Below are 23,710 nucleotides of genomic sequence, written 5' to 3' on the forward strand. Positions count from 1 at the left end.
ACGATGCGCCGATGCCTGTTTGCCCCGTTGCTGGCCGCGTTGCTGTGCATGGGCGCGCCCGCCATCGCAGGAGAGCTCAGCGCCGATGATGCGGCCGCCCTGCGCGCGGAGGTGCGCGCGATGGTGGCGGCGTTCAGCCGAGGCGACGCGGCGTTCCTCATCGCGCGCACCCATCCCAGCCTGAAGCAGCTGGCGGGCGGCGACGAAGCGTTCGCGCGGATCGTCGGGGATGCGACGGCCCAGCTGCGCAGCACCGGCGTGGAGATCGTCAGCGAAGATGTCGGCATCCCCGGCCGGACCTATGCCGCCGGCGAGGAGGAAGTGTGTTTCGTGCCGCGGCAGTCACTGATGCGGGTGCGCGGCACCGCAGTCCGCAGTACCACCTTCATGGTGGCCGTGCGCCGCGTTGGCGAACAGGGCTGGACCTATCTGGACGGTTCCGGACTGCAGGACAACCCGGGCCTGCTGCGCCAGCTGCTGCCCGCGCTCGAGCCGGGTGTCGCCCTGCCCAAGCGGCATATCGAAGCGTTGTAGGCGCCGGCTGATCCGCCCGCGCCGGGAGTGGGGCCTACTGGAACAGCGCGTTCAATGCGGCGCCTGAAGCCGCCTGCTGCAGGCCATCGAAGCATCCGTCCTGCACGATCGGCTGGGTCGCCTGGATCAGGCCACCCCACGCCGCACGGGCCAGCGCGCCGCCCAGGCTCACACGGCGCACGCCGAGCGCGGCGATGTCCTGCAGGCGCAGCGGCGTCGGCCCGCCGACCAGCAGATTCACCGGCTTCGATCCCGCCACTGCGACCACCGCACGGATCTGCTCGCGCGTGCTGATGCCCGGTGCGTACAGCACATCGGCACCGGCCTGCGCATAGGCACGCAGGCGCAGCAGGGTGTCGTCCAGGTCCGGCACGCCGACGAAGAAATTCTCGGCCCGCCCCACCAGCAGTACATCGGCACCGCTGCGGTCGATGGCCTCTCGGGCCGCACGCAGTCGCTGCACCGCCTCGTCGAGCGGGCGCAGCGGCGCCCCGGGATCACCACTGGCATCTTCGATCGACAACGCGGCGACGCCGGTCTCCAGCGCCGCCGTCACCGCCACCGCGACGTCCGCCGGCGTATCACCGAAGCCATCACCGAAGTCGGCGTTCAGGGGCAGCGTGGTGGCGCCGACCATCAGCCGCAGGTGTTCCAGCGTCGCCTGCAGCGAGACCGCCCCGTCCGGGCGTCCCTCACTCCAGGCGCAGCCTGCACTGGTCGTCGCCAGGGCCTGGAAGCCCTGCCGCTGCAGGTAGCGGGCGCTGCCCACGTCCCAGGGATTGGGCAGCACGAAACAGCCGCGCGCATGCAACTGGCGGAAGCGCGCACGCCTGGATTGAATGTCATCGGCATCGGGCGGGAGCATCACGTCGTCCTGCGCAGGCGGGCGGCCACCCGGATCGCTCACCGTAGCCCGCTGTGCCCGGCGTCTCAAGCGCGGCGCGGCGGCCGTGAGCACAGGGCGCGCGCTTGCGGGACACCCGCCGCCCGTCGGGCCGGGCGCTGGCAGCCGCCTCTGCCGCCATCGTCGGCCTACGTGCATGCATTCGCCGCCGCTACCGCGTTCAGCGCGCGGTGATGCGCCGCCCCGCATACGGCCGCAGGCACTTTGGCAGATTTCAAACAATCGATTGAAACACGGCAAACTTCGCCGAACTGGACAGCATCCGCCGGTTCCGCCAGACTGCCGCCCTTTCCCGTCAATCGGATCCCATGGCGAAGCTGCTGGTCCTGCATGGCCCCAACCTCAACCTGCTCGGCACCCGCGAGCCGGAGGTCTACGGCCACACCACGCTGGCCGACATCGACCAGGCCCTGGCCGCGCAGGCATCGGCCGCCGGGCACGCCGTGGAGAGCCTGCAGTCCAATGCCGAGCATGTGCTGGTGGACCGGGTGCAGGCGGCACGCAGCGACGGCACTGCGTTCATCCTGATCAACCCTGCCGCCTTCACCCATACCTCGGTCGCGCTGCGTGACGCGCTGGCCGCGGTGGCGCTGCCATTCATCGAGATCCACCTGTCCAATCCGCATGCCCGCGAACCGTTCCGCCAGCACAGCTATTTCAGCGACAAGGCGGTCGGTGTGGTCTGCGGCTTCGGCGCCGACAGCTATCGCTATGCGATGGACGCGGCGCTGACGCGCCTGCAGGCGGCGGGTGCCTGATGAGGCTGCCGCGCGTACTTGCCAGCATCGTGCTGTGGGCCGGCGTGTGCGGCGCCAGCGTCGCCGCCGAGCGCGCGGCCGCAGGTATCGACTGTGCGCAGGCCACCGGCGGCCATGAGCGCGACATGTGCGATTCCGATCGCCTGGATGACGCCGACAGCGAACTGAACGCCGTCTACGCGCAGGCGCGCGGCGAACTCGAGGCGCAGGCGGCCGATGGCAGCTGCAGCCGCTGCGCGGCGGCCGGACAGCACCTGGTCAACGCGCAGCGCATCTGGATCACCCTGCGCGATGCAGACTGCGAGGCGGTATACGCCTTCAATGCGGACGGCACCTCGCGCAATCCCGCGAAGATGCACTGCCTGATCACCCAGACGCGCGACCGCACCCGGCAGCTGCGCGAGTTCTACGAACTTCGTTGACCCGAGCGCAACGCGCTTCCCACCACACTGACATCAAGAGCAAAGAGGCCACCATGGATCTCCGCAAAATCAAGAAGCTGATCGACCTGCTGGAAGAGTCGAACCTGGCCGAAATCGAAATCAAGGAAGGCGAAGAGTCGGTGCGCCTGTCGCGCGCTCCGGTGGCCGGCTATGCCGCGCCGGCGCCGGCACCGGTGTACGCCGCCCCGGCCGCCCCCGCCCCGCAGGCGATGCCGATGCAGTCGCCGACCGAAGCCTCCACCGGCGGCACCGCCAAGCCGGGCCCGGCGCTGCCGGAAGGCCACGTGCTGCGCTCGCCGATGGTCGGCACCTTCTACGCCTCGTCGGCTCCGGACAAGCCGGCCTTCGTCAGCGTGGGCCAGCAGGTCAAGGAAGGCGAGACCCTGGCCATCATCGAAGCGATGAAGATGTTCAACCCGATCGAAGCCGACACGTCCGGCACCATCGTCGCCATCCTCGGCGAGAACGGCCAGCCGGTGGAGTTCGACCAGCCGCTGTTCGTGATCGGCTGAGGGGCACGCCATGCTCGACAAAGTCGTCATCGCCAACCGGGGGGAAATCGCGCTGCGCATCCTGCGCGCGTGCCACACCCTGGGCATCCGCACGGTGGCCGTGCATTCCACGGTCGACCGCAACCTCAAGCACGTGGCCATGGCCGACGAGTCGGTCTGCATCGGCCCGGCACCTTCGCCGCAGAGCTACCTCAACATCCCGGCGCTGATCGCCGCGGCGGAAGTCACCGACGCCCAGGCCATCCACCCGGGCTACGGCTTCCTGTCGGAGAACGCCGACTTCGCCGAGCGCGTGGAAGAGTCCGGTTTCATCTTCATCGGGCCCAAGGCCGACACCATCCGGATGATGGGCGACAAGGTCGAAGCCATCCGCGCGATGAAGGCCGCCGGCGTGCCGTGCGTGCCCGGCTCGGGCGGCCCGCTGGGCGACGATATCGTCGCCAACACCAAGATCGCCCGTGAGATCGGCTACCCGGTCATCATCAAGGCGGCCGGTGGCGGTGGTGGCCGCGGCATGCGCGTGGTGCATGCCGAAGCCTCGCTGAAGACCTCGATCGAAACCACCAAGAGCGAGGCCAAGGCCGCGTTCGGCAATGGCGAGGTCTACATGGAGAAGTTCCTGGAGAATCCGCGCCACGTGGAGATCCAGGTGCTGGCCGACGGCCAGGGCAACGCCATCCACCTGGGTGAGCGCGACTGCTCGATGCAGCGCCGCCACCAGAAGGTGGTCGAGGAAGCCCCGGCGCCGGGCATCAGCGCCGAACAGCGCGAGCAGATCGGCAAGGTGTGCACCGAGGCCTGCGTGCGCATCGGCTACCGCGGCGCCGGCACGTTCGAGTTCCTGTACGAGGACGGCCGCTTCTACTTCATCGAAATGAACACCCGCATCCAGGTGGAGCATCCGGTCACCGAAATGGTCACCGGCATCGACCTGGTCGCCGAGCAGCTGAAGATCGCCGCGGGCCAGAAGCTGTCGATCAAGCAGAGCGACGTGGTCCTCACCGGCCATGCCATCGAATGCCGCATCAATGCCGAAGATGCCGAGACCTTCGTGCCGAGCCCGGGCACCATCACCGGCTTCCATCCGCCGGGCGGCCCCGGCGTGCGCGTGGATACCCACATCTACAGTGGCTACCGCGTGCCGTCCAACTACGACTCGATGATCGGCAAGCTGATCGTGCACGGGCCGGACCGCGAGACCGCCATCGCGCGCATGCGCGTGGCACTGAGCGAGATGGTGGTGGATGGCATCAAGACCAACATCGCGCTGCAGCAGCGGATCATGCGCGACAAGGGTTTCCAGGCCGGTGGCCAGAACATCCACTATCTGGAAAAGCGCCTGGCCGAGCGCAAGAACAAGCCGATCGCGTTGACCTGATCCAGGCTTGCCAGTGCGGACACGAAAAGGGCGGGGATATCCCCGCCCTTTTCTGTTTTTCTTCCGGTAGCGCCGGGCCATGCCCGGCGAAATGGCAACGAAGCGCGAGGCCGCCGGGCATGGCCCGGCGCTACCTTCAGCGCGCGTCGGCCGCCGTCGCCGGAATCTGCGAGTTCGCCAGCGGACGCACGCCATTGGGCGAGGTCGGGTCGACGATCACCATGGTCTCGCTGGAGCCGTCCGGCCAGACCACCTGGAAGGTGCTGCCGGCGGGCAGGGAAGAGAACGGCACGCCGCTCTGCGCGCGGTACACCGCCGCAACCTGGCTGGCACCGGCACGGCGCGTATCTTCCTGCGCCTTCACCGTGGTCAGCTCGACCTTGGACAGGTGCCGGTAACGATCCTCGTAGGTGTCGATCATCAACAGACCGACGGCGCCTGCCGAGTAGGCCACGAACAGCACGACCCAGAACCAGAACTTGGCGCCATGCAGGAATCGACGGTAATTCATCGCCCGTTCCTCTTTCCAATCAATCGCTTGATCCATTCGTTCATTTTCCCCGCACCTTGCCGCGAAACCGCAGCGTCATACACAAAATCACGGAAGTCCTGCGTTCCATCCGGCGAACAGATCCCTCCATTCGCGCAAAAACTGTTGACCAGCACACTGTCGGCGCCACAGGGGAGACCGAGTTCGCAGGCCGCAACCCGCCATGCCAGTTCGCTCAGCTGTTCGCCAGCCACCATATCGGTGAGCGCCTTGTCCCCCGCCGCACGCAGGCCCATGCCCGGCGCGATCGCCATGTAGGCCTCCGGATCGCGCGAGTCGCGCACGCGTTCCACCAGGTCACGGCGGTACTGCTCGCTGTCGTGCAGCGGCTCGCCTTCGGCGAACAGGGAGGCCTCGGCGGCCAGGTTGCCCTGCTGCGCGGCACGCCGGCGTTCGCTCAGCACCAGTGCCGGCCCCAGCTTGTCGCCCGGCACGAATCCGCCACAGCGCTGTGCCACCCGCTCGCGCGCGTCCACCATCACCGGCGCCGCGCTCAGGCCCAGGCCGGCCAGCACGTTGTTGTCCAGGCGGTAGCCACCGGGATCGACGGCATACTGCGCGCAGTAGTCGTAGACACGGCTGAGCATCCAGCGCGCCTCGTGGTTGCCCTGGTCGGCCTGCACGCGCAGGCGCTGCGCATAGGCATACAGATCGGTCTGGCCTTCAATGTCGGCGCGGATGTCCAGCGGCAGCCCCGACGGCAGCGCGCTGCCGCGCTCGAAGGCCTCCAGGCGGCGTGCCAGCGCCTCGGGTATCACCGGTTCCAGTGCCGGCTGGGCATCACGGGCCGGCGCCGCCGACAGCAGGGTGTCCACGCGTGCGTCCACGTCCCGGCCATGGCCGTTGGCCCGGTAACCGGCCACGCCCAGCACGGCCACGGCCGGCAGCACGAGCAACCAGGTTTTCAGGGTCGGGGCGAAAGCCATCGGCGGAAGGGCAGCGGCGGTGCACAGGAAAGCGCCGAGTTTAGCAAGGCCCGTCCGGCCTGTCTGAATCGCCCCCGTTCATCCCCGAGCGGCATCTCAGGGGATACGGAGACGGCCTGATGGTCTAGCATGGCCCTCTTTTCCGCGATTGCCCCCACTGCCATGCCGTTCCTGGAACTGACCCTGCGCTGCACCGAAGCCACCCAGCCCCGCTATGAGAATGCGCTGGAGGACGTGGGCGCGCTGGCCGTGACCCTGCTCGATGCCGAAGCCGATACCAGCAACGAACAGGCCATCCTCGAACCCGGCGTAGGTGAAACCCCGCTGTGGGACACGCTGGTGCTCAGCGCGCTGTTCCCGGCCGACAGCAACGCCCTGCTGCTGCTGGCCGCGCTGGAGGCGTTCGACCCGGAGCTGGACTGGAGCCAGGGCAGTTTCCGCGCCGTCGAAGACGAGGACTGGGAGCGCGCCTGGCTGGACCAGTTCCAGCCGATGGACTTCGGCAGCCGCACCTGGATCGTGCCGTGGAACCATGAACTGCCGGACGCCGCGCAGGCCGCCAACGCCGCCATCGTGCGCCTCGATCCGGGCCTGGCGTTCGGTTCGGGAACCCATCCGACCACCGCGCTGTGCCTGCGCTGGCTGGACCAGCTGGCTGCCGACGGCCAGCTGCAGGGACAGCGCGTGCTCGATTTCGGCTGCGGCTCGGGCATCCTGGCGCTGGCCGCGCTGAAGCTGGGTGCCGCCCAGGCCATCGGCGTGGACAACGACCCGCAGGCCCTGATCGCCACCGCCGACAACGCCGAACGCAATGGCGAGCAGGCGCGCATGCAGGTGTACCTGCCGCAGGACGAACCGGTGGCGACCTACCCGATCGTGGTCGCCAACATCCTGGCCTCGGCGCTGGATGCGCTGGCCGAACTGCTCGCCGCGCGCGTGGCCGCCGGCGGACGCATCGCGCTCTCGGGCATCCTGCATGGCCAGGAAGGCGAACTGCTGCAGCGCTACGCCGCCTGGTTCGACGACCTGCAGGCCACCCGGGACGGCGACTGGATGCGCATCACCGGCGTGCGCCGCGCCTGATCGTGGTTGAATGACCGCTGGATCCGAGCCCGCGCCCTGAGCATGTCCGAGCCGAACCCACCCCGCCGCCCGCTCGCCACCTTCCTGCGCACCGCGCCGGGAGGGGACGTGGCATCCACCGACGCAGAGCCGGTGCCTGCTGCGACGGATGCTCACGCCGATGCACGGCGTGATGCGCCGCTCGCCGCCGGGGACGTCGCTGCCGATACCGACGTGACCAGCGAAGCGCCACGCGATGACACGCCGGTGCCGGTGACCGCCAGCGCCGATGCGCCGAGCTTCCTCGGCACGCGCCCGCGCACCTCGCCGGCACCCCGCTGGCAGTGGCTGCTGGTGGCCGGGCTGGCCCTGCTGCTGCTGCTGCAGAGCGTGCTTGCCGACCGCGCGCGGCTGGCGGCCGATGCCGCTCACCGGCCCTGGATCAGCGCGCTGTGCGGCGTCCTGCGCTGCAGCGTGCCGGCCTGGCGCGAGCCCGCCGCGTTCACCATGACCAGCCGCGAGATCCGTCCGCTGCCGGGCCAGGCCGGCGTGCTGCAGGTCCAGGCCAGCATCCGCAACGACGCACGCTGGGCACAGGCGTGGCCGGACCTGCGCTTGTCGCTGTCCGATGCCGATGGACGGGTGATCGGCACCGGCGTGTTCGCACCGGCGCAGTACCTGGGCGAGAACCCGGGGGCAGCCGCGCTGGATCCGGGCCAAAGCGCGCGCATCGCGTTCCGGGTCCAGGAGCCGGCATCGTCCACCGTCGCATTCACCTTCGAGTTCCTGTGACCGTCGGCTGAGCGTCGGGCCGTGGCGGGCCGGGCACGCTCGCGCTAGACTGACCACCACCTCATCCGGTCCTGCACCCCCGCGTGCACGGGCCAACCAGATCGGGATCCCCCTTGAACGCTGTCCTTTCTCGTCCTGACACCAGTCGTGGCGCCGCCCGGCCACCGCTGCGCGAACACGTGGCCCAGTCCGTGCGCCGTTACCTGCGCGACCTCGACGGCTGCGATGCGGATGATGTCTACGAGATCGTGCTGCGCGAGATGGAGATTCCGCTGTTCGTGGAAGTGCTCAACCACTGCGAAGGCAACCAGAGCCGCGCCGCGGCGATGCTCGGCATTCACCGCGCCACGCTGCGCAAGAAGCTGAAGGAATACGGCATCAGCGCGTAAGCGCCTGCCGCTGCCGTGGAACACGCCATCCGGTGCCGCCGGGCATGGCCCGGCGCTACCAGCGCATCGGTCCGTTACCCGCCGCCCGCCTTCCAGTAATAGCGCACCACATGGAAGAACACCGGTGCCGCGAAACACACCGAATCCAGCCGGTCGAGCATGCCGCCGTGGCCCTCGATCATGTGGCCCCAGTCCTTGATGCCGCGGTCGCGCTTGATCGCCGACATCACCAGGCCGCCCCAGAAGCCCATCAGGTTGATCAGCAGCGACAGCCCGAACGCCTGCAACGGCGTGAACGGGGTGATCCACCACAGCGCCGCGCCCAGCGCGCTGGCGCAGAGCACCCCACCGACAAAGCCTTCCACCGTCTTCGATGGTGACAGCTTCGGTGCGATCAGGCGCCGGCCCAGCAGCTTGCCCCAGATGTACTGCAGCACGTCCGAGGACTGCACCACGATCACCAGGAACGCAAACAACAGCACGTTGCGTGCAGGGTCGTAGCCCGGCACGCGCAGGTTCAGCAGCAACGGCACATGCGAGATGCAGAACACGCAGATCATCAGGCCCCACTGCACCTTCGCCGTGCGCTCCAGATAGTGCGTGGTGTCACCGCCGATGGTGGCCAGGATGGGCAGGAACAGGAAGGCGTAGACGGGAATCAGCAGCGTGTACATGCCATACCAGTCGATCCACACCAGGTAGTACTGCCACGGCAGCACGATGTAGAACGCGGCCAGCAGTGCGTAGTAATCGCCCGAGCGCGTGGGCGCCAGGGTGATGAATTCGCGCAGGGCGAACAGCGAGATGATCGCGAACAGCACGATCACGCCAACACGGCCGAACAGGAGCGCACCGCCCACTACGATGGCCATCACCCACCACGCGCGGATGCGCGAGACCAGGTTGGCGATGACCGCGCTGGGGTTGTCGCGCTGGCGCCAGCGCAGCGTCTCCGATACCAGCGTGGCCAGCACCAGCACCGCGCCGACGCCGGCAAACAGCAGGCCGGTCTGCTGGCCCACGCTCTGCGTGGCCAGGTCGCCGGATACATCCAGCACGAAGCTCATGCCCGGCCTCCGTTCGGTGCCAGGTCCAGCAGCGCCTGGCGGCTGCGCGCGAGGAACGCGGCCTTGTCCTCATCGGCCTGCAGGCGCAGCGGCGTGCCGAAGGTCGCCGTGCACAGCAGCGGCAGTGGCAGGAAACGCCCCTTGGGCATTACCCGCTTCAGGTTGTCGATCCACACCGGTACGAACTCCAGTTCCGGACGCTGCCGCGCCAGGTGGTAGATGCCACTCTTGAACGGCAGCAGCGGTTCCTCGCCGATATTGCGCGTGCCTTCCGGGAACAGGATCAACGAGCATCCCTCGTCCACCGCATCGCGCAGCCCCTGCAGCGGATCCTGCTGGCGCCGCGCAGCGTCGCGCTCGACCAGCACGCCGTTGAACACCGCATCGATCAGATAACGGCGCAGCGCATCGCCCTGCCAGTATTCGGCGGCGGCGACGGGCCGCACCTGGCGACGCAGCGCCGGCGGCATCGACGACCAGATCAGCACGAAATCGCCATGGCTGGCGTGGTTGCCGTAGTACACGCGGTGCTCGCTGGACGGCGCACAGCCGATCCACAGCGCGCGCGCACCGGTCACCACATGGATCGCGCCACTGCAGGCGCGGGCGATCAGTTCAGCCAGCATCGGCACCTCCGGTCAGGTCTGCGGCCACAGCACAGCCAGCAGCAGCGCAGCAAACTGCAGCAGGGTGGCGACGTACTGGCGCACCAGCAGGCGGCGCATGCCGATCCAGCGTACGTCCCAACCGCGCACCGGCGCCTGCGCATCACGGCGGCGCAGGCCGGCAGTGTGCAGGGCGGTGTCGACCCGCTCGGCCGCGGCTTCGCCCTGAAGGTCTTCCCGCAGCAGCAGCTGCAGCAGGCTGGCATCCAGCTGCACACGAACCGCGTAGTACGCCTGCACCACGCCCACTGCCACGCTCAGCAGCAGCAGGCCGGCGGCGAACATCGCCAGGCCGGGCTCGATGCCCAGCAGCAACAACGCCACCAGCAGCAGGCCCAGTGACAGCGCGGCGGGGAGCCGGCCCTGGCGCAGCAGCAGGTGCATCATCGGCAGATCGGCAGTGGTGCTCATGCAGTGCGCTCCCGTGCGGCGGCGGCCGCGATGGCCTGTAGATGAACGTCATGCAGGACGATGGACGGCCGTGCGGCACGCACCCGCGCCACCGCCTCGGCGGCGCTGCATGCCCGGCCGGTGCGCAGCAGCCAGGTGGCGACACTGGCCGCACTGCGCGAATAGCCCAGCGCGCAACACACCAGCAGCGGGCCCTGCGCACTCAGGGCTTCGATGGCATCGGCGGCCTCGGCCAGCTGCGCCGGTGCAGGCACCACCAGGTCCAGCATCGGTACGCTGGCATAGGCCGCGCCCGGCGCGTGGCAGGACAGCTCGGCGCAGGCATCGACCACGCCACGCAACGGAGCGGGCAGCGCGCCGCAGGTAATGCGGCCCAGCCACACGCCGCCGGCCACTTCCACCGGCTGCGGCGCACTGCGCGTCCACAGCCGCGAATTGATCCAGGCCGCGGCCAGGTACGGTGCCAGCAGCCAGCGCGCGGCCATGGTCAGTCGCCCATCGGCGCGCTTCTGGAATACCGCCATGCCCAGCCCGGCATAGGCCAGCGCCACCAGCAGCAGTGACAGCACCGGCCACAGCAGCCACAGGGCCGCCCCGCCCACCAGCACCGCCGGCATCAGCAACAGACCGGCCCCCAGCAGGTATAAGGCGGCCAGCCGCCAGCGCTTCAGGTCGCGCACGCGGCGCCAGGCGCGCAGCGGCGGCGTGCCCTGCTCCGGCCACAGCCAGACGCACAGCCACCCGACCAGCAGCCCGGTCGGAATGTCGATGAAGTGATGCTGGAAGGTGGTCAGCACCGAAATGCCGATCAGTGCCGCCCATGCATGCAGCACGACGCGCCAGCCGCCGTGCACGTACTGCGCGAACTTCACCCACAGCACGATCAGCAGCACGATGTGCAGCGAGGGCGCCTGGTTGAACGGTTTGTCGAAGCCCAGCAGCACGTCGAACAGCCAGCCGAACACGCCTTCGATCTGCGGCCGCTGGAAACTGAAACGCAGCGGCCACAGCAGGAAGCAGGCCACCGAGATCAGCTGCGCACTGAGCAGGCGCAACGCATGCCGGTCCAGCTCCCGCTGACGCCGGCACAGGAAGAACGAGATCGCATAGAACAGATCGATCGACCAGTACGGCACGATCGTCCACGCCACGAAGGGAATGTGCGTTTCCCAGCCGAAGGCCATCACCGGCAGCTCGGCCTGGCGGCCGGCCATCCAGTTGGCAAAGCCGTAGCTGGCGAAGAAGAACGGCCCGAGCAGGGCCAGCCACAGCAGGGCACGCCGCCAGGGGCGCGCCTCGCTGGGTGCCGCAGTGGCCAGCAGCGTCGCCATCACGCGATCCGGCGGGCCAGCGACACCGTGAAGATGCCGAACGCATCGATGCGCTGGGCCACCTTCTCGAACCCGGCCAGGCGCACCAGCTCATCCATTTCCTGCTGGGTGCGGCGACGCATCACCCATGCCGCACCGCCACGATGGCTGGTCAATGCGCGCGCGATGAACTCCAGCTGCGGGTGCCAGGGCTGCCCGGTGTAGGCCAGGTAGCCGCCCTCCGGCACGGTGGCGGCGATGCCCTGCAGCGAGCGCAGCACGGCATCGTTGTCCGGGAACAGTTCGTACAGGCCCGATACCACCGCCAGCGTCGGCGCCGGGTCCACCTGTGCCAGCTGCGCCGGATCAAACGCATCGCCCTGCTCGAAACGCGCGATATCGGCCGCACCCAGGCGCTCGATCAGGGCCCGGCCCTGGGTGACGTTGAGATCGCTGAAGTCGCGCAGCACGATGTGGTCGGCACGCTGCGCGCCCTGGCCCAGTGCTTCCAGCACGTAGCGGCCATGGCCGGCGGCGACGTCCAGCACACGCACCGGCGTGCCCTGCCCGCGCAGGCGCTGGGCGGCATCGCGCAGCAGCTCCTGCAGGTGCTGACCACGCACGCGGATGCCGCGCCAGCCGATCGCATCCAGGTAGTTGCGGTCCACCATCCGGCCGAGCGGGCCCTTGCCACGCGCCTCATCGCGGTAGATGTAATCCAGCGTGCTGCCCGAATCGAAACCGGTCTGCAGGCCCAGCGCGATGCCCTCGGACAGCGTGCCACCGAAACGCAGGCCGCCGCGCACGAAGCGCCAGCGCAGGTCGGCCAGGCTGTTGCGTTCGGGCGGCCACGACAGAATCTCCGATTCTTCGAAGGTCGGCCCGTGGCGGTGCGCATCGCGGCGCGACAGTTCGCGCAGTGGTTCGGCGAAACGTGCCTGGATAAAGCTGCGGATGCGCGCCAGTGCCGGCGCGCGGTCACGCTCGCCCAGGGTGTCGTGGAAAAAGCCCGGCAGGTGCACACGCTCCTTGATCGGGCTGGACAGGCGTTCGTAGAAGCGGTCCTGCGGGCCGCGGTGCACGACGAAATCCGAACCGGACACCAGCAGCTGCACCGGCACGCTGATCGCCTGCGCATCGGCCACGACGCGGTCGGCCGCCTCGTACAGGCCCAGCAGCACGCGCACCGAAATCGGCCGGGTGATCAGCGGATCGGTGCGGTAGCTCTGCACCCGCGCCGGATCATGGGTCAACCACTGCGGCTTGACGTAGCTGTTGACGAAGAAATTGCCGCGCAGCTTCTGCATCAGGGCCAGGCCAGCGCGCGCGAACGGCACGTACAGCTTCACCTTGAACGCCGGCGAGGCCATCACCAGCGCGCGCAGGCGCGGCGCATAGTCGTGCACCCAGATGGCGGCAACCACCGCGCCCACGCTCTGCGCGATGACCACGATGTCTTCCACCGCGATGCCGTGCTCGGCGCCGATATGGGCGATGAAACTGTCGAGGTCACGCACCAGCGCCGGGAAACCGGGAGCATCGCCGCGCGCACCGGGCGAGCGGCCATTGCCACGCGCGTCCCACGCGAAGAAGGCGGTATCGGGCAGGTCCAGCTCATCGACCAGGTGGGTGACCCGGCCGGAATGTTCGTGGCCGCGATGCAGCAGCACGATGGCCTTGCTGGCCGTGCTGCCCGTCGTGCTCGCCCAGTACCGGTAGAACAGCGGTACCTGGTCGAAGCTGTGGAATTCCCGTTCCTGCGCCTGACGCATGCAATCTCCGTATTGTCGTGGTGTTTACTGCGGTGAAACCGCCGATTCCTGAAGGCCCCGGCGCACCCGGTTGAACAGCGTCACCGCGCACAGCAGCGCGGCCACGCCTGCCACCCACGTCACCGTGAGGGCCCCCACCCAGCCGAAGGCCAGCAGCAGGCCCAGCACGCCGATCACGAAGGCACGGTCACTCTTGCCCATCGGGCCGTCATAGCGGCGGCTGGCACCGACCATCAGCCCCAGTACGCCGGCGTACTCGCTCAGCGCCGCCGTCCAGGCCAGCAGCCACAGCGCCTCCGGGCGCACGCCCGGCACGCTGAGCAGGCTCAGGTACAGCGCCGCATCGGCAACCACATCGCACAGCTCGTTCAGATAGGCGCCCAGCCGTGATTGCTGGCCGAACTCACGGGCCAGCATGCCGTCGACCGCGTTGAGCGCCATGCGCAGCAGCATCCACAGCGGCAGCAGCAGGTACAGCAGGGGGTGTGCCGGCGCGCAGCACCACACGGCCGCGGCCACCAGCAGCGAGACCGCCGCAGCAACCACAGTCACCGTGTTGGCGGTGATGCCCATGCGGTAAAGCCCGCGTACGGCCGGACGCAACAGGTCCTGGAAACGTCCTTTCAATGCATAGATCGACACGATCTGAACCCGCAGCTCCCTGGCAGTTCCGGCATAGCCTACCCCATGGCGTGCCCAGCCCGGCGTGCCGCTGGCGGCGATTGGCCCCGGCAGCGCCCGCCACCGGCCCCCACGAACTACAATATCGGCCCCGCTCCGCTGCCGATTGCCCTGTCCCCATGACTGCTGATCTGTTGCCCGTCCGTCGGGCCCTCCTCTCCGTTTCCGACAAGACCGGCCTGGTCGAGCTGGCCACTGCGCTGGCCGCACGTGGCGTGGAGCTGCTGTCCACCGGCGGCACCGCCAAGGCGATCCGCGATGCCGGCCTGGCCGTGAAGGACGTGGCCGACGTCACCGGTTTCCCGGAAATGATGGATGGCCGGGTCAAGACCCTGCACCCGATGGTGCACGGCGGCCTGCTCGGCCGTTCGGGGCTGGATGACGCGGTGATGGCCGAGCACGGCATCGGTGCCATCGACCTGCTGGTGCTGAACCTGTATCCGTTCGAATCGGTCACCGCCAGGGCCGACTGCACCCTGGCCGACGCGGTGGAGAACATCGACATCGGCGGTCCGGCCATGCTGCGTTCGGCGGCCAAGAACTTCGCCCGCGTGGCGGTGGCCACCGACCCGTCGCAGTACGCCGAGCTGCTGGCCTCGCTGGAGGCCAACAACGGCCAGCTGTCGGCCAGCACCCGCTTCGCCTTCTCGGTGGCTGCGTTCAACCGCGTCGCCCAGTACGACGCCGCCATCAGCAACTACCTGTCGGCGGTCACCGCCACCGACGCGGCGGTGCCGGTGCGCGCCGAGTACCCGGCGCAGATGAATTCCAGCTTCGTGAAGGTGATGGACCTGCGCTACGGCGAGAACCCGCACCAGAGCGGCGCGTTCTACCGCGACCTGTACCCGGTGCCGGGCACCCTGGCCACCTTCCAGCAGCTGCAGGGCAAGGAACTGAGCTACAACAACCTGGCCGATGCCGATGCCGCGTGGGAATGCGTGCGCCAGTTCGACGCGCCGGCGTGTGTCATCGTCAAGCACGCCAACCCCTGCGGCGTGGCCGTCGGTGCCGGCAATGGCGATGCCTACGAACTGGCCTACGCCACCGACCCGACCAGCGCCTTCGGCGGCATCATCGCCTTCAACACGCCGCTGGACGCCGCCACCGCACAGGTGATCCTGGACCGCCAGTTCGTCGAAGTGCTGATCGCCCCGGACTACGAGCCGGCCGCGCTGGAGTACGCGCAGAAGAAGGCCAACGTGCGCGTGCTGCGCATTCCGCTCGGCGACGGACTGAACAACGTCGACACCAAGCGCGTCGGCTCAGGCCTGCTGCTGCAGTCGTCGGACAACCGCGGCATGACCCGCGACGAACTGACGGTGGTCAGCAAGCTGGCACCGACCGACAAGCAGTTCACCGACCTGCTGTTCGCCTGGAAGGTGGCCAAGTTCGTGAAGTCCAATGCGATCGTCTATGCGAAGGACAACCGCACGATCGGCGTGGGCGCCGGGCAGATGAGCCGCGTGTACTCGGCCCGCATCGCCGGCATCAAGGCCGCCGACGCCAACCTGGTGGTGGAAGGTTCGGTGATGGCCTCCGATGCGTTCTTCCCGTTCCGCGACGGCATCGATGCCGCCGCTGCCGCCGGCATCAAGGCGGTCATCCAGCCGGGCGGTTCGATGCGCGATGCCGAAGTGATCGCCGCCGCCGACGAACATGGCCTGGCCATGGTGTTCACCGGCGTGCGCCACTTCCGCCACTGATCCGCACCACCAAGCCGGGCCCTGCCCGGCTTTTCTTTTCTGCATCCGAGAACCCTGCCCCATGAAGATCCTCGTCATCGGCTCCGGCGGCCGCGAACATGCCCTGGCCTGGAAGCTGGCCCAGTCCTCCCGTGTCACCGAAGTGATCGTCGCGCCCGGCAATGCCGGTACCGCCAACGAGGACAAGTGCCGCAACGTGGCGGTCAAGGTCACCGACATCGACGGCCTGCTGGCACTGGCCCAGGCCGAAGGCGCGGCGCTGACCGTGGTCGGCCCGGAAGTGCCGCTGGTGGCCGGGGTGGTCGACCGCTTCCGCGCTGCCGGCCTGCGCATCTTCGGACCGACCGCCGCCGCTGCGCAGCTGGAAGGCAGCAAGGCCTACGCCAAGGACTTCCTGGCCCGCCACAACATCCCCACCGCGTTCTACGCCGTGCATACCGAGGTGGACGCGGCGCTGGCCTACATCAACGAGAAGGGCGCGCCGATCGTGGTCAAGGCCGATGGCCTGGCTGCCGGCAAGGGCGTGATCGTGGCGATGACCCGGGCCGAGGCCGAAGACGCGGTGCGTGACATGCTTTCGGGCAACGCCTTCGGTGATGCCGGTGCGCGCGTGGTCATCGAGGAATTCCTCGATGGCGAGGAAGCCAGCTTCATCTCGATGGTGGACGGCGTGCACGCACTGCCGATGGCCACCTCGCAGGACCACAAGCGCGTCGGCGACGGCGACACCGGCCCGAACACCGGCGGCATGGGTGCGTACTCGCCCGCCCCGGTGGTCACCCCGGAGGTGCACGCGCGCGTGATGCGCGAGGTGGTGAATCCGACCGTGCAGGGCATGATCGCCGACGGCATCCCGTTCACCGGCTTCCTCTACGCCGGCTTGATGATCGATGCCAGCGGCGCGCCGAAGGTGATCGAGTTCAACGTGCGCTTCGGCGACCCGGAAACCCAGCCGGTGATGCTGCGCCTGCAGTCGGACCTGGTCGAACTGGTGGAAGCGGCCATCGACGGCCGCCTGGACCAGGTGCAGGCACAGTGGGACCCGCGCCCGTCGCTGGGCGTGGTGCTGGCCGCCAGGCCCTACCCGGAGGCACCGATCACCGGTGAGGTGATTTCCGGCCTGGACGACGTGCCGGCCAGTGCCAAGGTGTTCCATGCCGGCACCGCGCTGGACGCGCAGGGCCAGGTGGTCAGCGCCGGCGGCCGCGTGCTGTGCGTGGCTGCGCTGGGCGACAGCGTGCGCGACGCGCAGGCCAACGCCTACGCCGGCGTGGCCGGGGTCACCTGGGCCAACGCGTTCCACCGCAACGACATCGGCTGGCGCGCGATCGCACGCGAGGGATAAGTAGATCCACGCCATGCATGGATGAACACCGCAAACAAGAAAGGCCCGGCATTGCCGGGCCTTTCTTCATTCCAACGCCTTCCCGCTTATGCGGTGAACAGCGCCTTCATCTTCTTCAGTGCATTGGCTTCAACCTGGCGGATGCGCTCGGCCGACACGCCGTACTCGTCAGCCAGTTCCTGCAGCGTCACCTTGCTGTCCGCATCCAGCCAACGCCGGCGGATGATGTCGCGCGAACGCGCATCCAGTTCCGCCAGGCCTTCACGCAGCAGCTGCATCTGGTTGTCTTCGCTGTCCTCGCGCTCGTACGCCATCGACGGGTCTTCGTCGTTGGCGACCAGGTACGCGGCCGGCGACGGCGGTGCATGGTCGTTGTCCTCGTCGGTCGGCGCATCGAAACCGATATCGCGACCGGACAGGCGCGACTCCATTTCCATGACCTCGCGCTCGGACACGTTCAGGTCCTTGGCCACCGCGCTGACTTCGGCCGCGTTCATCCAGCCCAGGCGCGTCTTCGACTTGCGCAGGTTGAAGAACAGCTTGCGCTGCGCCTTGGTGGTGGCGACCTTCACGATGCGCCAGTTCTTCAGGATGAACTCGTGCATCTCGGCACGGATCCAGTGCACGGCGAAGGAAACCAGGCGCACGCCCATGTCCGGGTCGAAGCGCTTGACCGCCTTCATCAGGCCGATGTTGCCTTCCTGGATCAGGTCGCCCAGCGCAAGCCCGTAGCCGTTGTAGCCGCGGGCCACGTGCACCACGAAGCGCAGGTGCGAATGCACCAGCTCGCGGGCGGCGTCCAGATCGTTGCCGTCGCGGAAGCGACGGGCCAGGTCCTGTTCGTCATCGACCGACAGCACCGGGATCTGGTGCACGGCACCGATGTAGGCGTCCAGCGAACCGAGCGCACTGGGAATCGGGAGATTGTTTGCCACAAGGGCAGTAGAGGTGTTCTGGCTCATAGGCACCCATCTTAGCAGTCCGGGATTTGGACTGCTAAAGGAGGAAAAAGTTCCAGCGTCCTATTGGTGCAACACTGGTCCCAAACAGTGCCCTACCGTAGCGCGATTTGATGACAGTGGCGAGCACCCATTTCGGGATTCACAATCCCTTGGAATTCAATCAATTACCCACGCAGATACAGCCGGATCCGGTCAAGCGGAGCTGAATGGGCCGGTGAAGCTGCCTGTTCAGGGTGCCGGGGGTTGCCGGACGTTCAGTCGCAGCGCCCTGCTGGCCCGCCTGCCACTACTAAAGAACCCGTTGACACTGCGCCATGGCCATGCTCCGATGCATCAACTAATTCATTCGTAGATGCCCATGGCCCGTCCCGTCTCCCAGACCCCCACACCGGCCGAGCAGGCAATCCTGGACATCCTCTGGGACAAGGGCGAGGCCTCCGTACGCGACGTGGCCGACATGCTCGGCGAACACAAGCCGGTCGCGTACACCACCGTGCTAACCATGTTCAACGTGCTGACCCGGAAAGGCTTCGTCAGCCACCGGCAGGAGGGGCGCGCCTACATCTACCACGCCACGCTCAGCCGCGAGCAGGCCCGCCGGCAGGCGCTGGAGCATCTGCTGCATCAGTTCTTCGATGGTTCGCCGAACGTGCTGGCACAGCACCTGGTGGACGAGCAGGAAATCGACCGCAACGAACTGCAGGCGCTGCAGCAGCGCATCAGCGACGCCAGGGCCGGGAGGAAGCAATGAACATCATCGACCTGGCAATGGCGCTGGGCGCTCGCCAGTTGCTGTTGTCTGCAGCGGTCCTGCTGCCGGCGCTGTGGCTGTCACGACGGCGGGCGCTCAGCACCGAACAACGCTCGTGGCTGTTGACCGCTGCGATCGCGGTCGCCCTGCTGCTGCCGCTCAGTGCGTTCCTGCCCGGCTGGCCCACCACGCTGCCGACCCCGGCACCGTCCGCTCCCGCACTGCACCCGATGCCCGGCGAAGGGGCCACCGCGGCGGAGGCCATCTACGAGGCAGGACGGCAACCGGACATCTATTACCTGGAACTGCCGAAGGCGCTGCCGACGCTGCTGGCGGCGCTGTGGCTGCTGGGCACCCTGTGGCTGGGCATGCGCCTGCTCGATGCGGTGCTGCAGGCCCGCCGGCTGCTGCGGTTGGCACAACCGGCATCGGCCGAGCTGCGCGCCGCGCTGGCCGGCGTCGTGCCCGACCATGTGCCGATCGCCACCTGCGCCATCGATGGACCGATGGTCGTCGGCCTGCTGCGCCCGCAGATCGTGCTGCCGCGGCCCCTGCTGGCACGACTGGATGACCGCGTGCTGCGCGACATCGTCCGCCATGAGCTGGCCCACCTGCAGCGTCGCGACCTGTGGGCAAGCACGGTACTGCGGGCAGGGCTGGCGCTGTTCTGGTGGAATCCGCTGCTGCACCTCGCCCAGGCGCGCCTGGCGGTGCTGCGCGAGATGGCCTGTGATGCGCGGGCGGCAAGGCAGTCGCGCGAACCGCTGGACTATGCCAGCTCGCTGCTGGCCAGCATCGAGCAGCTGCAGGCCCTTCGCGAGGCACCGCCGACCCTGGCATTGGGCATGTTCAGTGCGCGCAGCCAGCTCGCGCAACGCATCGACCAGCTGGTGGACGCCACGCCTCCCGTACCGCGGCGGCGCAGCCGGCTGCTGCTCGGCCTGCTGCTCCTGCTGGCCTGTACCAGCACTGCAGTTGCCATCGCACCACGACTGCCCCCTGCACCGGCCGCCTTCTCCTCCGATGCGCGGGTCAGCCAGTTGCTGCGGGCTGCCAGCACGCATGACGTCGCGCAGGTGCGGGCGCTGGCGGCGGCCGGCGTCGATCTCGATGCACGCGCGCTCGGCGAGGGCACCGCGCTGATCCAGGCCATCCGTGCACGCGATCCGGCGATGGTCGACACCCTGCTGCAGCTGGGCGCCGATCCTGACCGCGCTGCACTGGGCGAAGGCAATCCGCTGATCGTGGCGTCCGCGCTGGGCCTGCAACCCATTGTCGAGCGACTGGTACAGGCCGGTGCCGACGTCAATCGGGTCGTGACCTACGACGAGACACCGTTGATCAACGCGTCACGCGCAGGCCATCTGGCCACCGTGCGCTACCTGCTCGCGCACGGTGCCGAGATCAACCTGGGGGTGGAAGCCGATGGCTGGCTGGGCCGCTGGCGAACGCCGCTGAACCAGGCTGGCAACGCTGCCGTCCGCGATTACCTGCTGGCGCAGGGCGCCCGCCGCGAACGACGCTGAGCCTGCACCGCGCCGCGTCCTTCGCGGCGAACATTCCGTTCCACCGACAACGACCGGACGCGCCTGCGTGCGCGGCAACGCCTGCATCAATGCCGTTCTCCTTTTCTCTCCTGCAAGGATGTCGATCATGAAACGCCTGGTGCTGTGTTCATTGCTGGCCACCCTGGCCCCCTTCCACGCAATGGCCATGGATGCCGGGGGCGAAGACAGTGCGCGGTTCGCCCGCGCAATGGCCCATGGCCTGCGCCCCAGCACCGCAGCGCTGGGTGCAGCGGTGCCGCAGTGGTCGATCCAGGAACGCCTCGCCCACTACAAGGTGCCGGGCGCCGCCGTTGCGGTAATCCGCAATGGCGAGGTGGTGTACGCCGCCGGGTACGGGCGCCGCCAGGCCGGAACCGGCGATGCGGTGGATGCCGATACCGTGTTCTCGGTAGGCTCGGTCAGCAAGATGGGCGCCGCAGCGACCGCCCTGAAGCTGGTCGCCACCGGCCAGGTCACGCTTGAAGAAGACATCGACCGCCGCCTGCGTCGCTGGCACGTGCCTGTCGATGCACAGGGAAGGCGGCCCACGGTCAATCTGCGCACGCTGCTCTCGCACACCGCCGGCTTCAACGTGCATGGTTTCCAGGACTACCTGCCGGACGAGCGCCTGCCGACCTTGCTGCAGACACTCGAAGGGCGGCCACCGGCGAAGAACGAACCGGTACGACTGATCCACGCCCCAGGCCAGCAGGTCGACTATTCCGGCGGCGGCTATACGGTGGTGCAGCTGGCGATCGAAGACCTGACCGGCAGTTCGTTTGCCGACGTCGCACAGCGCGAGGTGTTCGCTCCACTGGGCATGTCCCGCAGTACCTACCGGAACCCGCTGCCCGCCGACTATGGCAACGTTGCCCATGCGCACGACAACAAGGGCCAGCCACAGGCGCTGCCGCGCGGCTGGCAGAGCTTTCCCGAACAGGCGGCGTCCGGCCTGTGGACCAGCGCCCACGATATGGGCCTGTTCGTGGCCGCGCTTCTGCGCAGCATCCGCAGCAGCGATGGATGGCTGCCGCAGCCGCTGGCCCTGCAGATGGTCAGCGAAGTGGCACCGGCCGGTCGCGGCCTGGGCCCGGAGCTGGCCGGTTCCGGTGCCGCTCGCCGCTTCTTCCACAATGGCAGCAATGACAGCTATCACGCCGGCATCGAAGGCTATCCGGAGAGTGGCGATGGGTTCGTCATCCTGACCAACGGTGACAACGGCCCGGCACTGCGCGGAGAGATCCGCAATGCGCTGTCCGACGCGCTCGGGCACAACGCCAAGCCGGTCATCCGCACGCTGGATCCGGCGCTGCTGGCCGACAGCTACCCGCGCTTCAATGGCCGCTTCCTGCTCGACGACGCCCTGCCCATGGAGGTCCGTAGTGGCCTGGCCGACTGGTTCGACGCGGACACGCTCGACGTGGAGACCGCCGAGGGCGGGCTGCAGCTGCGTCTGCCCGGGCGTGACCGGCCGATAGCGTTGCAGCCCTTGACGCCGGTCCGCTTCCTGGCGGTCAACGCGGGCGCGGAACTGCTGTTCCACCGTGGTGGCGACGGCACGGTGCAGGCGCTGAGCGTGATCGCCGATGGCGCGCGTGCCTACTATCGACGCACCGACGCCAGCCCGCCCGCGGACCGCTGATCCCTCACTGACGGCGGCGGCCTTCGGCCGGCCGGATCAGAGCGCCGAGCGCGGCGGCAGCGACCAGTCGATCGGCGCCTGGCCGCGGCGCTGCAGATACTCGTTGGCCATGGAGAAATGACGGCAGCCGAGAAAGCCCCGATGGGCCGACAGCGGCGACGGATGGGGCGACTTCAGCACGCGGTGGCGGCCGGTATCGATGACCTTGCCCTTCTGCTGCGCGTAGGCCCCCCAGAGCATGAACACCAGGCCTTCGCGTTCGCGGTTGAGCACATCCACCACGTGGTCGGTGAAGCCCTCCCAGCCACGCCCCTGATGGGCGCCGGCCTTGCCCTCCTCCACCGTCAGCACTGCATTGAGCAGCAGCACGCCGCGCTGCGCCCAGGGCATCAGGCAGCCGTGGTCCGGACGCGGCAGGCCGAGATCGCCTTCGATCTCCTTGTAGATGTTCAACAGCGACGGCGGCACCGGCACGCCCGGCTGCACCGAGAAACTCAGGCCATGGGCCTGGCCGCGGCCGTGGTACGGGTCCTGGCCGAGGATCACCACCTTCACCTGCTCGAACGGCGTGGCATCGAAGGCGGCAAAGATCTGCGGGCCGGGCGGGAACACCGCCGCACCAGCGGCCTTGCGCTGGCGCAGGAACGCCGACAGTTCACGCATCTGCGGCTGCAGCAGGTACTCGCCCACACGCTGCTTCCAGCTCGGTTCCAGCTGGATCGCCGGGGTCTCGGTCACTTCATCGATCATCGCACCACGTCATCTCAACACCGGTCCATCATTCAATCGGGCCAGCCGCAGCTGGAACAGCACCTTGGTGACCAGCAGCCGTTCTTCGATGGGCTTGAGCACCAGGTCGTTGGCACCGGCCTGCAGCAGCCCGGTCTGGTTGTGCGGATTGCCATCGCCGGTCATCACCAGCACCGGCAGGCGACGCTTGCCGTAGCCGAAGTCCACGCGCACGCGCTGCACCACGTCGCGGCCGCTCAATTCGCCCTTCAGGGTGACGTCGGTCAGCACCAGGTCGATGCGGTGGCGGCTGCGGCCCAGCGATTCGGCGGTGAGCAGGGTGAACGCTTCTTCGGCGCTGACCACGTGCAGCACGTTCAACTGCTGGCGTTCCAGCATGCGCTTGGTGGCCTCGGCCACCACGCGACTGTCCTCGATATAGAGGATGGTCGCGCCGGGTATGGTCTGCGGCTGCACGTAGCCACGGATGAAGGTCGCCAGTGCCTCGTGGCCCAGCGCCTTGTCGAAGTAGTCGGTGACGTACTCGGTGAAGCGGCGCTGCTCCAGATGCTGCTGCGCATCGCCGGACACCACGATCACCGGGACGTAGGCCTGGCCGGCGGCTTCGCGGACCATCCGCGCCAGCGCCAGGCCGTCGCCATCGCGCAGCGTCAGCGACGTGGTGACCAGGTCGACGGGGCCCTGCGCCAGCGCGTGCTGCGCGTCCTCGATGCTGTCGCAGCCGATCACCTCCACACCCGGCAGGTCGCGCTGCAGCAGATCGGCAATCAGCTTGCGGACCAGCTTCGACCCATCGACCACCATCACCCGCGTTGCGGGTCCTTGCAGGTGCTTCAGCGCTTGCGGTTGCATGCCG

25 protein-coding genes are annotated in these 23,710 nt (G+C 68.4%); 13 read left to right on the forward strand and 12 right to left on the reverse strand.

The features are described from left to right. Window positions 1-3: 3 nt before the first annotated feature. Window positions 4-534: a hypothetical protein gene (locus Q5Z10_RS19245; RefSeq protein WP_303636952.1), complete on the forward strand. Its 531-nt coding sequence runs from the start codon at window positions 4-6 to the stop codon at window positions 532-534. A 34-nt stretch (window positions 535-568) separates the two neighbouring features. On the opposite strand, the gene Q5Z10_RS19250 is transcribed toward Q5Z10_RS19245, so the two are convergent. Beyond that, a complete protein-coding gene (locus Q5Z10_RS19250) occupies window positions 569-1,399 on the reverse strand; it encodes an isocitrate lyase/PEP mutase family protein (protein ID WP_303636953.1) in 831 nt (276 codons plus the stop codon). A 347-nt stretch (window positions 1,400-1,746) separates the two neighbouring features. Between Q5Z10_RS19250 and aroQ the strand changes: the two genes are divergently transcribed. From aroQ to accC, 4 genes are read left to right on the forward strand one after another with little or no spacing between them, the layout of a single operon-like run. After that, window positions 1,747-2,196 (forward strand): type II 3-dehydroquinate dehydratase, encoded by a 450-nt coding sequence (aroQ, locus tag Q5Z10_RS19255; protein WP_303636954.1) that lies wholly within the window; start codon window positions 1,747-1,749, stop codon window positions 2,194-2,196. Then, window positions 2,196-2,618 carry a lysozyme inhibitor LprI family protein gene (locus Q5Z10_RS19260; protein ID WP_303636955.1) on the forward strand — a complete coding sequence of 141 codons (423 nt, stop codon included), beginning with the start codon at window positions 2,196-2,198 and terminating at the stop codon, window positions 2,616-2,618. The genes aroQ and Q5Z10_RS19260 overlap by 1 nt, the downstream gene beginning before the upstream one ends. A 53-nt stretch (window positions 2,619-2,671) precedes the next feature. Then, window positions 2,672-3,151 carry an acetyl-CoA carboxylase biotin carboxyl carrier protein gene (gene accB / locus Q5Z10_RS19265; RefSeq protein ID WP_303636956.1) on the forward strand — a complete coding sequence of 160 codons (480 nt, stop codon included), beginning with the start codon at window positions 2,672-2,674 and terminating at the stop codon, window positions 3,149-3,151. A gap of 10 nt (window positions 3,152-3,161) precedes the next feature. After that, on the forward strand, window positions 3,162-4,529 hold the full coding sequence (accC, locus tag Q5Z10_RS19270) for an acetyl-CoA carboxylase biotin carboxylase subunit (protein ID WP_286070117.1): 1,368 nt from the start codon (window positions 3,162-3,164) through the stop codon (window positions 4,527-4,529). A gap of 136 nt (window positions 4,530-4,665) precedes the next feature. Here the strand turns inward: accC and Q5Z10_RS19275 are convergent, their stop codons facing one another. Together Q5Z10_RS19275 and Q5Z10_RS19280 are read right to left on the reverse strand one after the other, a co-directional pair. Continuing rightward, window positions 4,666-5,040: a hypothetical protein gene (locus Q5Z10_RS19275; RefSeq protein WP_303636957.1), complete on the reverse strand. Its 375-nt coding sequence runs from the start codon at window positions 5,038-5,040 to the stop codon at window positions 4,666-4,668. Next, a complete protein-coding gene (locus tag Q5Z10_RS19280; RefSeq protein ID WP_303636958.1) occupies window positions 5,037-6,005 on the reverse strand; it encodes a hypothetical protein in 969 nt (322 codons plus the stop codon). The genes Q5Z10_RS19275 and Q5Z10_RS19280 overlap by 4 nt, the downstream gene beginning before the upstream one ends. 162 nt (window positions 6,006-6,167) lie before the next feature. On the opposite strand from Q5Z10_RS19280, the gene prmA reads away from it, so the two are divergent. The 3 genes from prmA (at window position 6,168) to fis (ending at window position 8,248) form a co-directional block, all read left to right on the forward strand. Further along, window positions 6,168-7,088 (forward strand): 50S ribosomal protein L11 methyltransferase, encoded by a 921-nt coding sequence (gene prmA, locus Q5Z10_RS19285; protein WP_303639230.1) that lies wholly within the window; start codon window positions 6,168-6,170, stop codon window positions 7,086-7,088. Window positions 7,089-7,130: 42 nt separating this feature from the next. Further along, entirely contained in the window at window positions 7,131-7,859 is a 729-nt protein-coding gene (locus Q5Z10_RS19290) for a DUF3426 domain-containing protein (protein ID WP_303636959.1), read from the forward strand. Between the two features lie 113 nt (window positions 7,860-7,972). After that, window positions 7,973-8,248 carry a DNA-binding transcriptional regulator Fis gene (gene fis / locus Q5Z10_RS19295; protein ID WP_057507416.1) on the forward strand — a complete coding sequence of 92 codons (276 nt, stop codon included), beginning with the start codon at window positions 7,973-7,975 and terminating at the stop codon, window positions 8,246-8,248. Between the two features lie 74 nt (window positions 8,249-8,322). On the opposite strand, the gene Q5Z10_RS19300 is transcribed toward fis, so the two are convergent. The 6 genes from Q5Z10_RS19300 to Q5Z10_RS19325 are packed head-to-tail and all read right to left on the reverse strand — an operon-like array spanning window position 8,323 to window position 14,115. Further along, on the reverse strand, window positions 8,323-9,315 hold the full coding sequence (locus tag Q5Z10_RS19300; protein WP_303636960.1) for a phosphatidate cytidylyltransferase: 993 nt from the start codon (window positions 9,313-9,315) through the stop codon (window positions 8,323-8,325). Next, complete coding sequence (locus tag Q5Z10_RS19305) at window positions 9,312-9,941, reverse strand: lysophospholipid acyltransferase family protein (protein ID WP_303636961.1); 630 nt, start codon at window positions 9,939-9,941, stop codon at window positions 9,312-9,314. Before Q5Z10_RS19305 ends, Q5Z10_RS19300 begins: the two co-directional genes overlap by 4 nt. Window positions 9,942-9,953: 12 nt before the next feature. After that, window positions 9,954-10,391: a hypothetical protein gene (locus tag Q5Z10_RS19310; protein WP_303636962.1), complete on the reverse strand. Its 438-nt coding sequence runs from the start codon at window positions 10,389-10,391 to the stop codon at window positions 9,954-9,956. Beyond that, a complete protein-coding gene (locus Q5Z10_RS19315; RefSeq protein ID WP_303636963.1) occupies window positions 10,388-11,722 on the reverse strand; it encodes a phosphatase PAP2/dual specificity phosphatase family protein in 1,335 nt (444 codons plus the stop codon). Before Q5Z10_RS19315 ends, Q5Z10_RS19310 begins: the two co-directional genes overlap by 4 nt. Then, on the reverse strand, window positions 11,722-13,473 hold the full coding sequence (locus Q5Z10_RS19320) for a bifunctional alpha/beta hydrolase/class I SAM-dependent methyltransferase (protein ID WP_303636964.1): 1,752 nt from the start codon (window positions 13,471-13,473) through the stop codon (window positions 11,722-11,724). The genes Q5Z10_RS19315 and Q5Z10_RS19320 overlap by 1 nt, the downstream gene beginning before the upstream one ends. A 24-nt stretch (window positions 13,474-13,497) precedes the next feature. After that, window positions 13,498-14,115: a CDP-alcohol phosphatidyltransferase family protein gene (locus tag Q5Z10_RS19325; RefSeq protein ID WP_303636965.1), complete on the reverse strand. Its 618-nt coding sequence runs from the start codon at window positions 14,113-14,115 to the stop codon at window positions 13,498-13,500. A gap of 158 nt (window positions 14,116-14,273) precedes the next feature. On the opposite strand from Q5Z10_RS19325, the gene purH reads away from it, so the two are divergent. After that, on the forward strand, window positions 14,274-15,857 hold the full coding sequence (gene purH, locus Q5Z10_RS19330) for a bifunctional phosphoribosylaminoimidazolecarboxamide formyltransferase/IMP cyclohydrolase (protein WP_303636966.1): 1,584 nt from the start codon (window positions 14,274-14,276) through the stop codon (window positions 15,855-15,857). Window positions 15,858-15,918: 61 nt separating this feature from the next. Further along, entirely contained in the window at window positions 15,919-17,202 is a 1,284-nt protein-coding gene (gene purD, locus Q5Z10_RS19335; RefSeq protein ID WP_303636967.1) for a phosphoribosylamine--glycine ligase, read from the forward strand. Window positions 17,203-17,288: 86 nt separating this feature from the next. On the opposite strand, the gene rpoH is transcribed toward purD, so the two are convergent. Then, entirely contained in the window at window positions 17,289-18,164 is an 876-nt protein-coding gene (gene rpoH, locus Q5Z10_RS19340) for an RNA polymerase sigma factor RpoH (protein WP_303636968.1), read from the reverse strand. A 358-nt stretch (window positions 18,165-18,522) separates the two neighbouring features. Between rpoH and Q5Z10_RS19345 the strand changes: the two genes are divergently transcribed. The 3 genes from Q5Z10_RS19345 (at window position 18,523) to Q5Z10_RS19355 (ending at window position 22,104) form a co-directional block, all read left to right on the forward strand. Then, entirely contained in the window at window positions 18,523-18,915 is a 393-nt protein-coding gene (locus tag Q5Z10_RS19345; RefSeq protein ID WP_303636969.1) for a BlaI/MecI/CopY family transcriptional regulator, read from the forward strand. After that, the gene (locus Q5Z10_RS19350; RefSeq protein WP_303636970.1) at window positions 18,912-20,441 is read left to right on the forward strand and encodes a M56 family metallopeptidase; all 1,530 of its coding nucleotides are present in this window, start codon (window positions 18,912-18,914) and stop codon (window positions 20,439-20,441) included. The genes Q5Z10_RS19345 and Q5Z10_RS19350 overlap by 4 nt, the downstream gene beginning before the upstream one ends. 127 nt (window positions 20,442-20,568) lie before the next feature. Beyond that, window positions 20,569-22,104, forward strand: a complete 1,536-nt coding sequence (locus Q5Z10_RS19355; RefSeq protein WP_303636971.1) for a serine hydrolase domain-containing protein — start codon at window positions 20,569-20,571, stop codon at window positions 22,102-22,104. A 36-nt stretch (window positions 22,105-22,140) separates the two neighbouring features. On the opposite strand, the gene ung is transcribed toward Q5Z10_RS19355, so the two are convergent. Further along, window positions 22,141-22,854 (reverse strand): uracil-DNA glycosylase, encoded by a 714-nt coding sequence (gene ung, locus Q5Z10_RS19360; protein WP_303636972.1) that lies wholly within the window; start codon window positions 22,852-22,854, stop codon window positions 22,141-22,143. A 9-nt stretch (window positions 22,855-22,863) separates the two neighbouring features. Further along, window positions 22,864-23,706, reverse strand: coding sequence for a response regulator (locus tag Q5Z10_RS19365; RefSeq protein WP_303636973.1), 843 nt, complete (start codon window positions 23,704-23,706; stop codon window positions 22,864-22,866). Between the last annotated feature and the right edge of the window lie 4 nt (window positions 23,707-23,710).

This window comes from Stenotrophomonas sp. 704A1 (assembly GCF_030549525.1).
Taxonomy (GTDB): domain Bacteria; phylum Pseudomonadota; class Gammaproteobacteria; order Xanthomonadales; family Xanthomonadaceae; genus Stenotrophomonas; species Stenotrophomonas tuberculopleuritidis.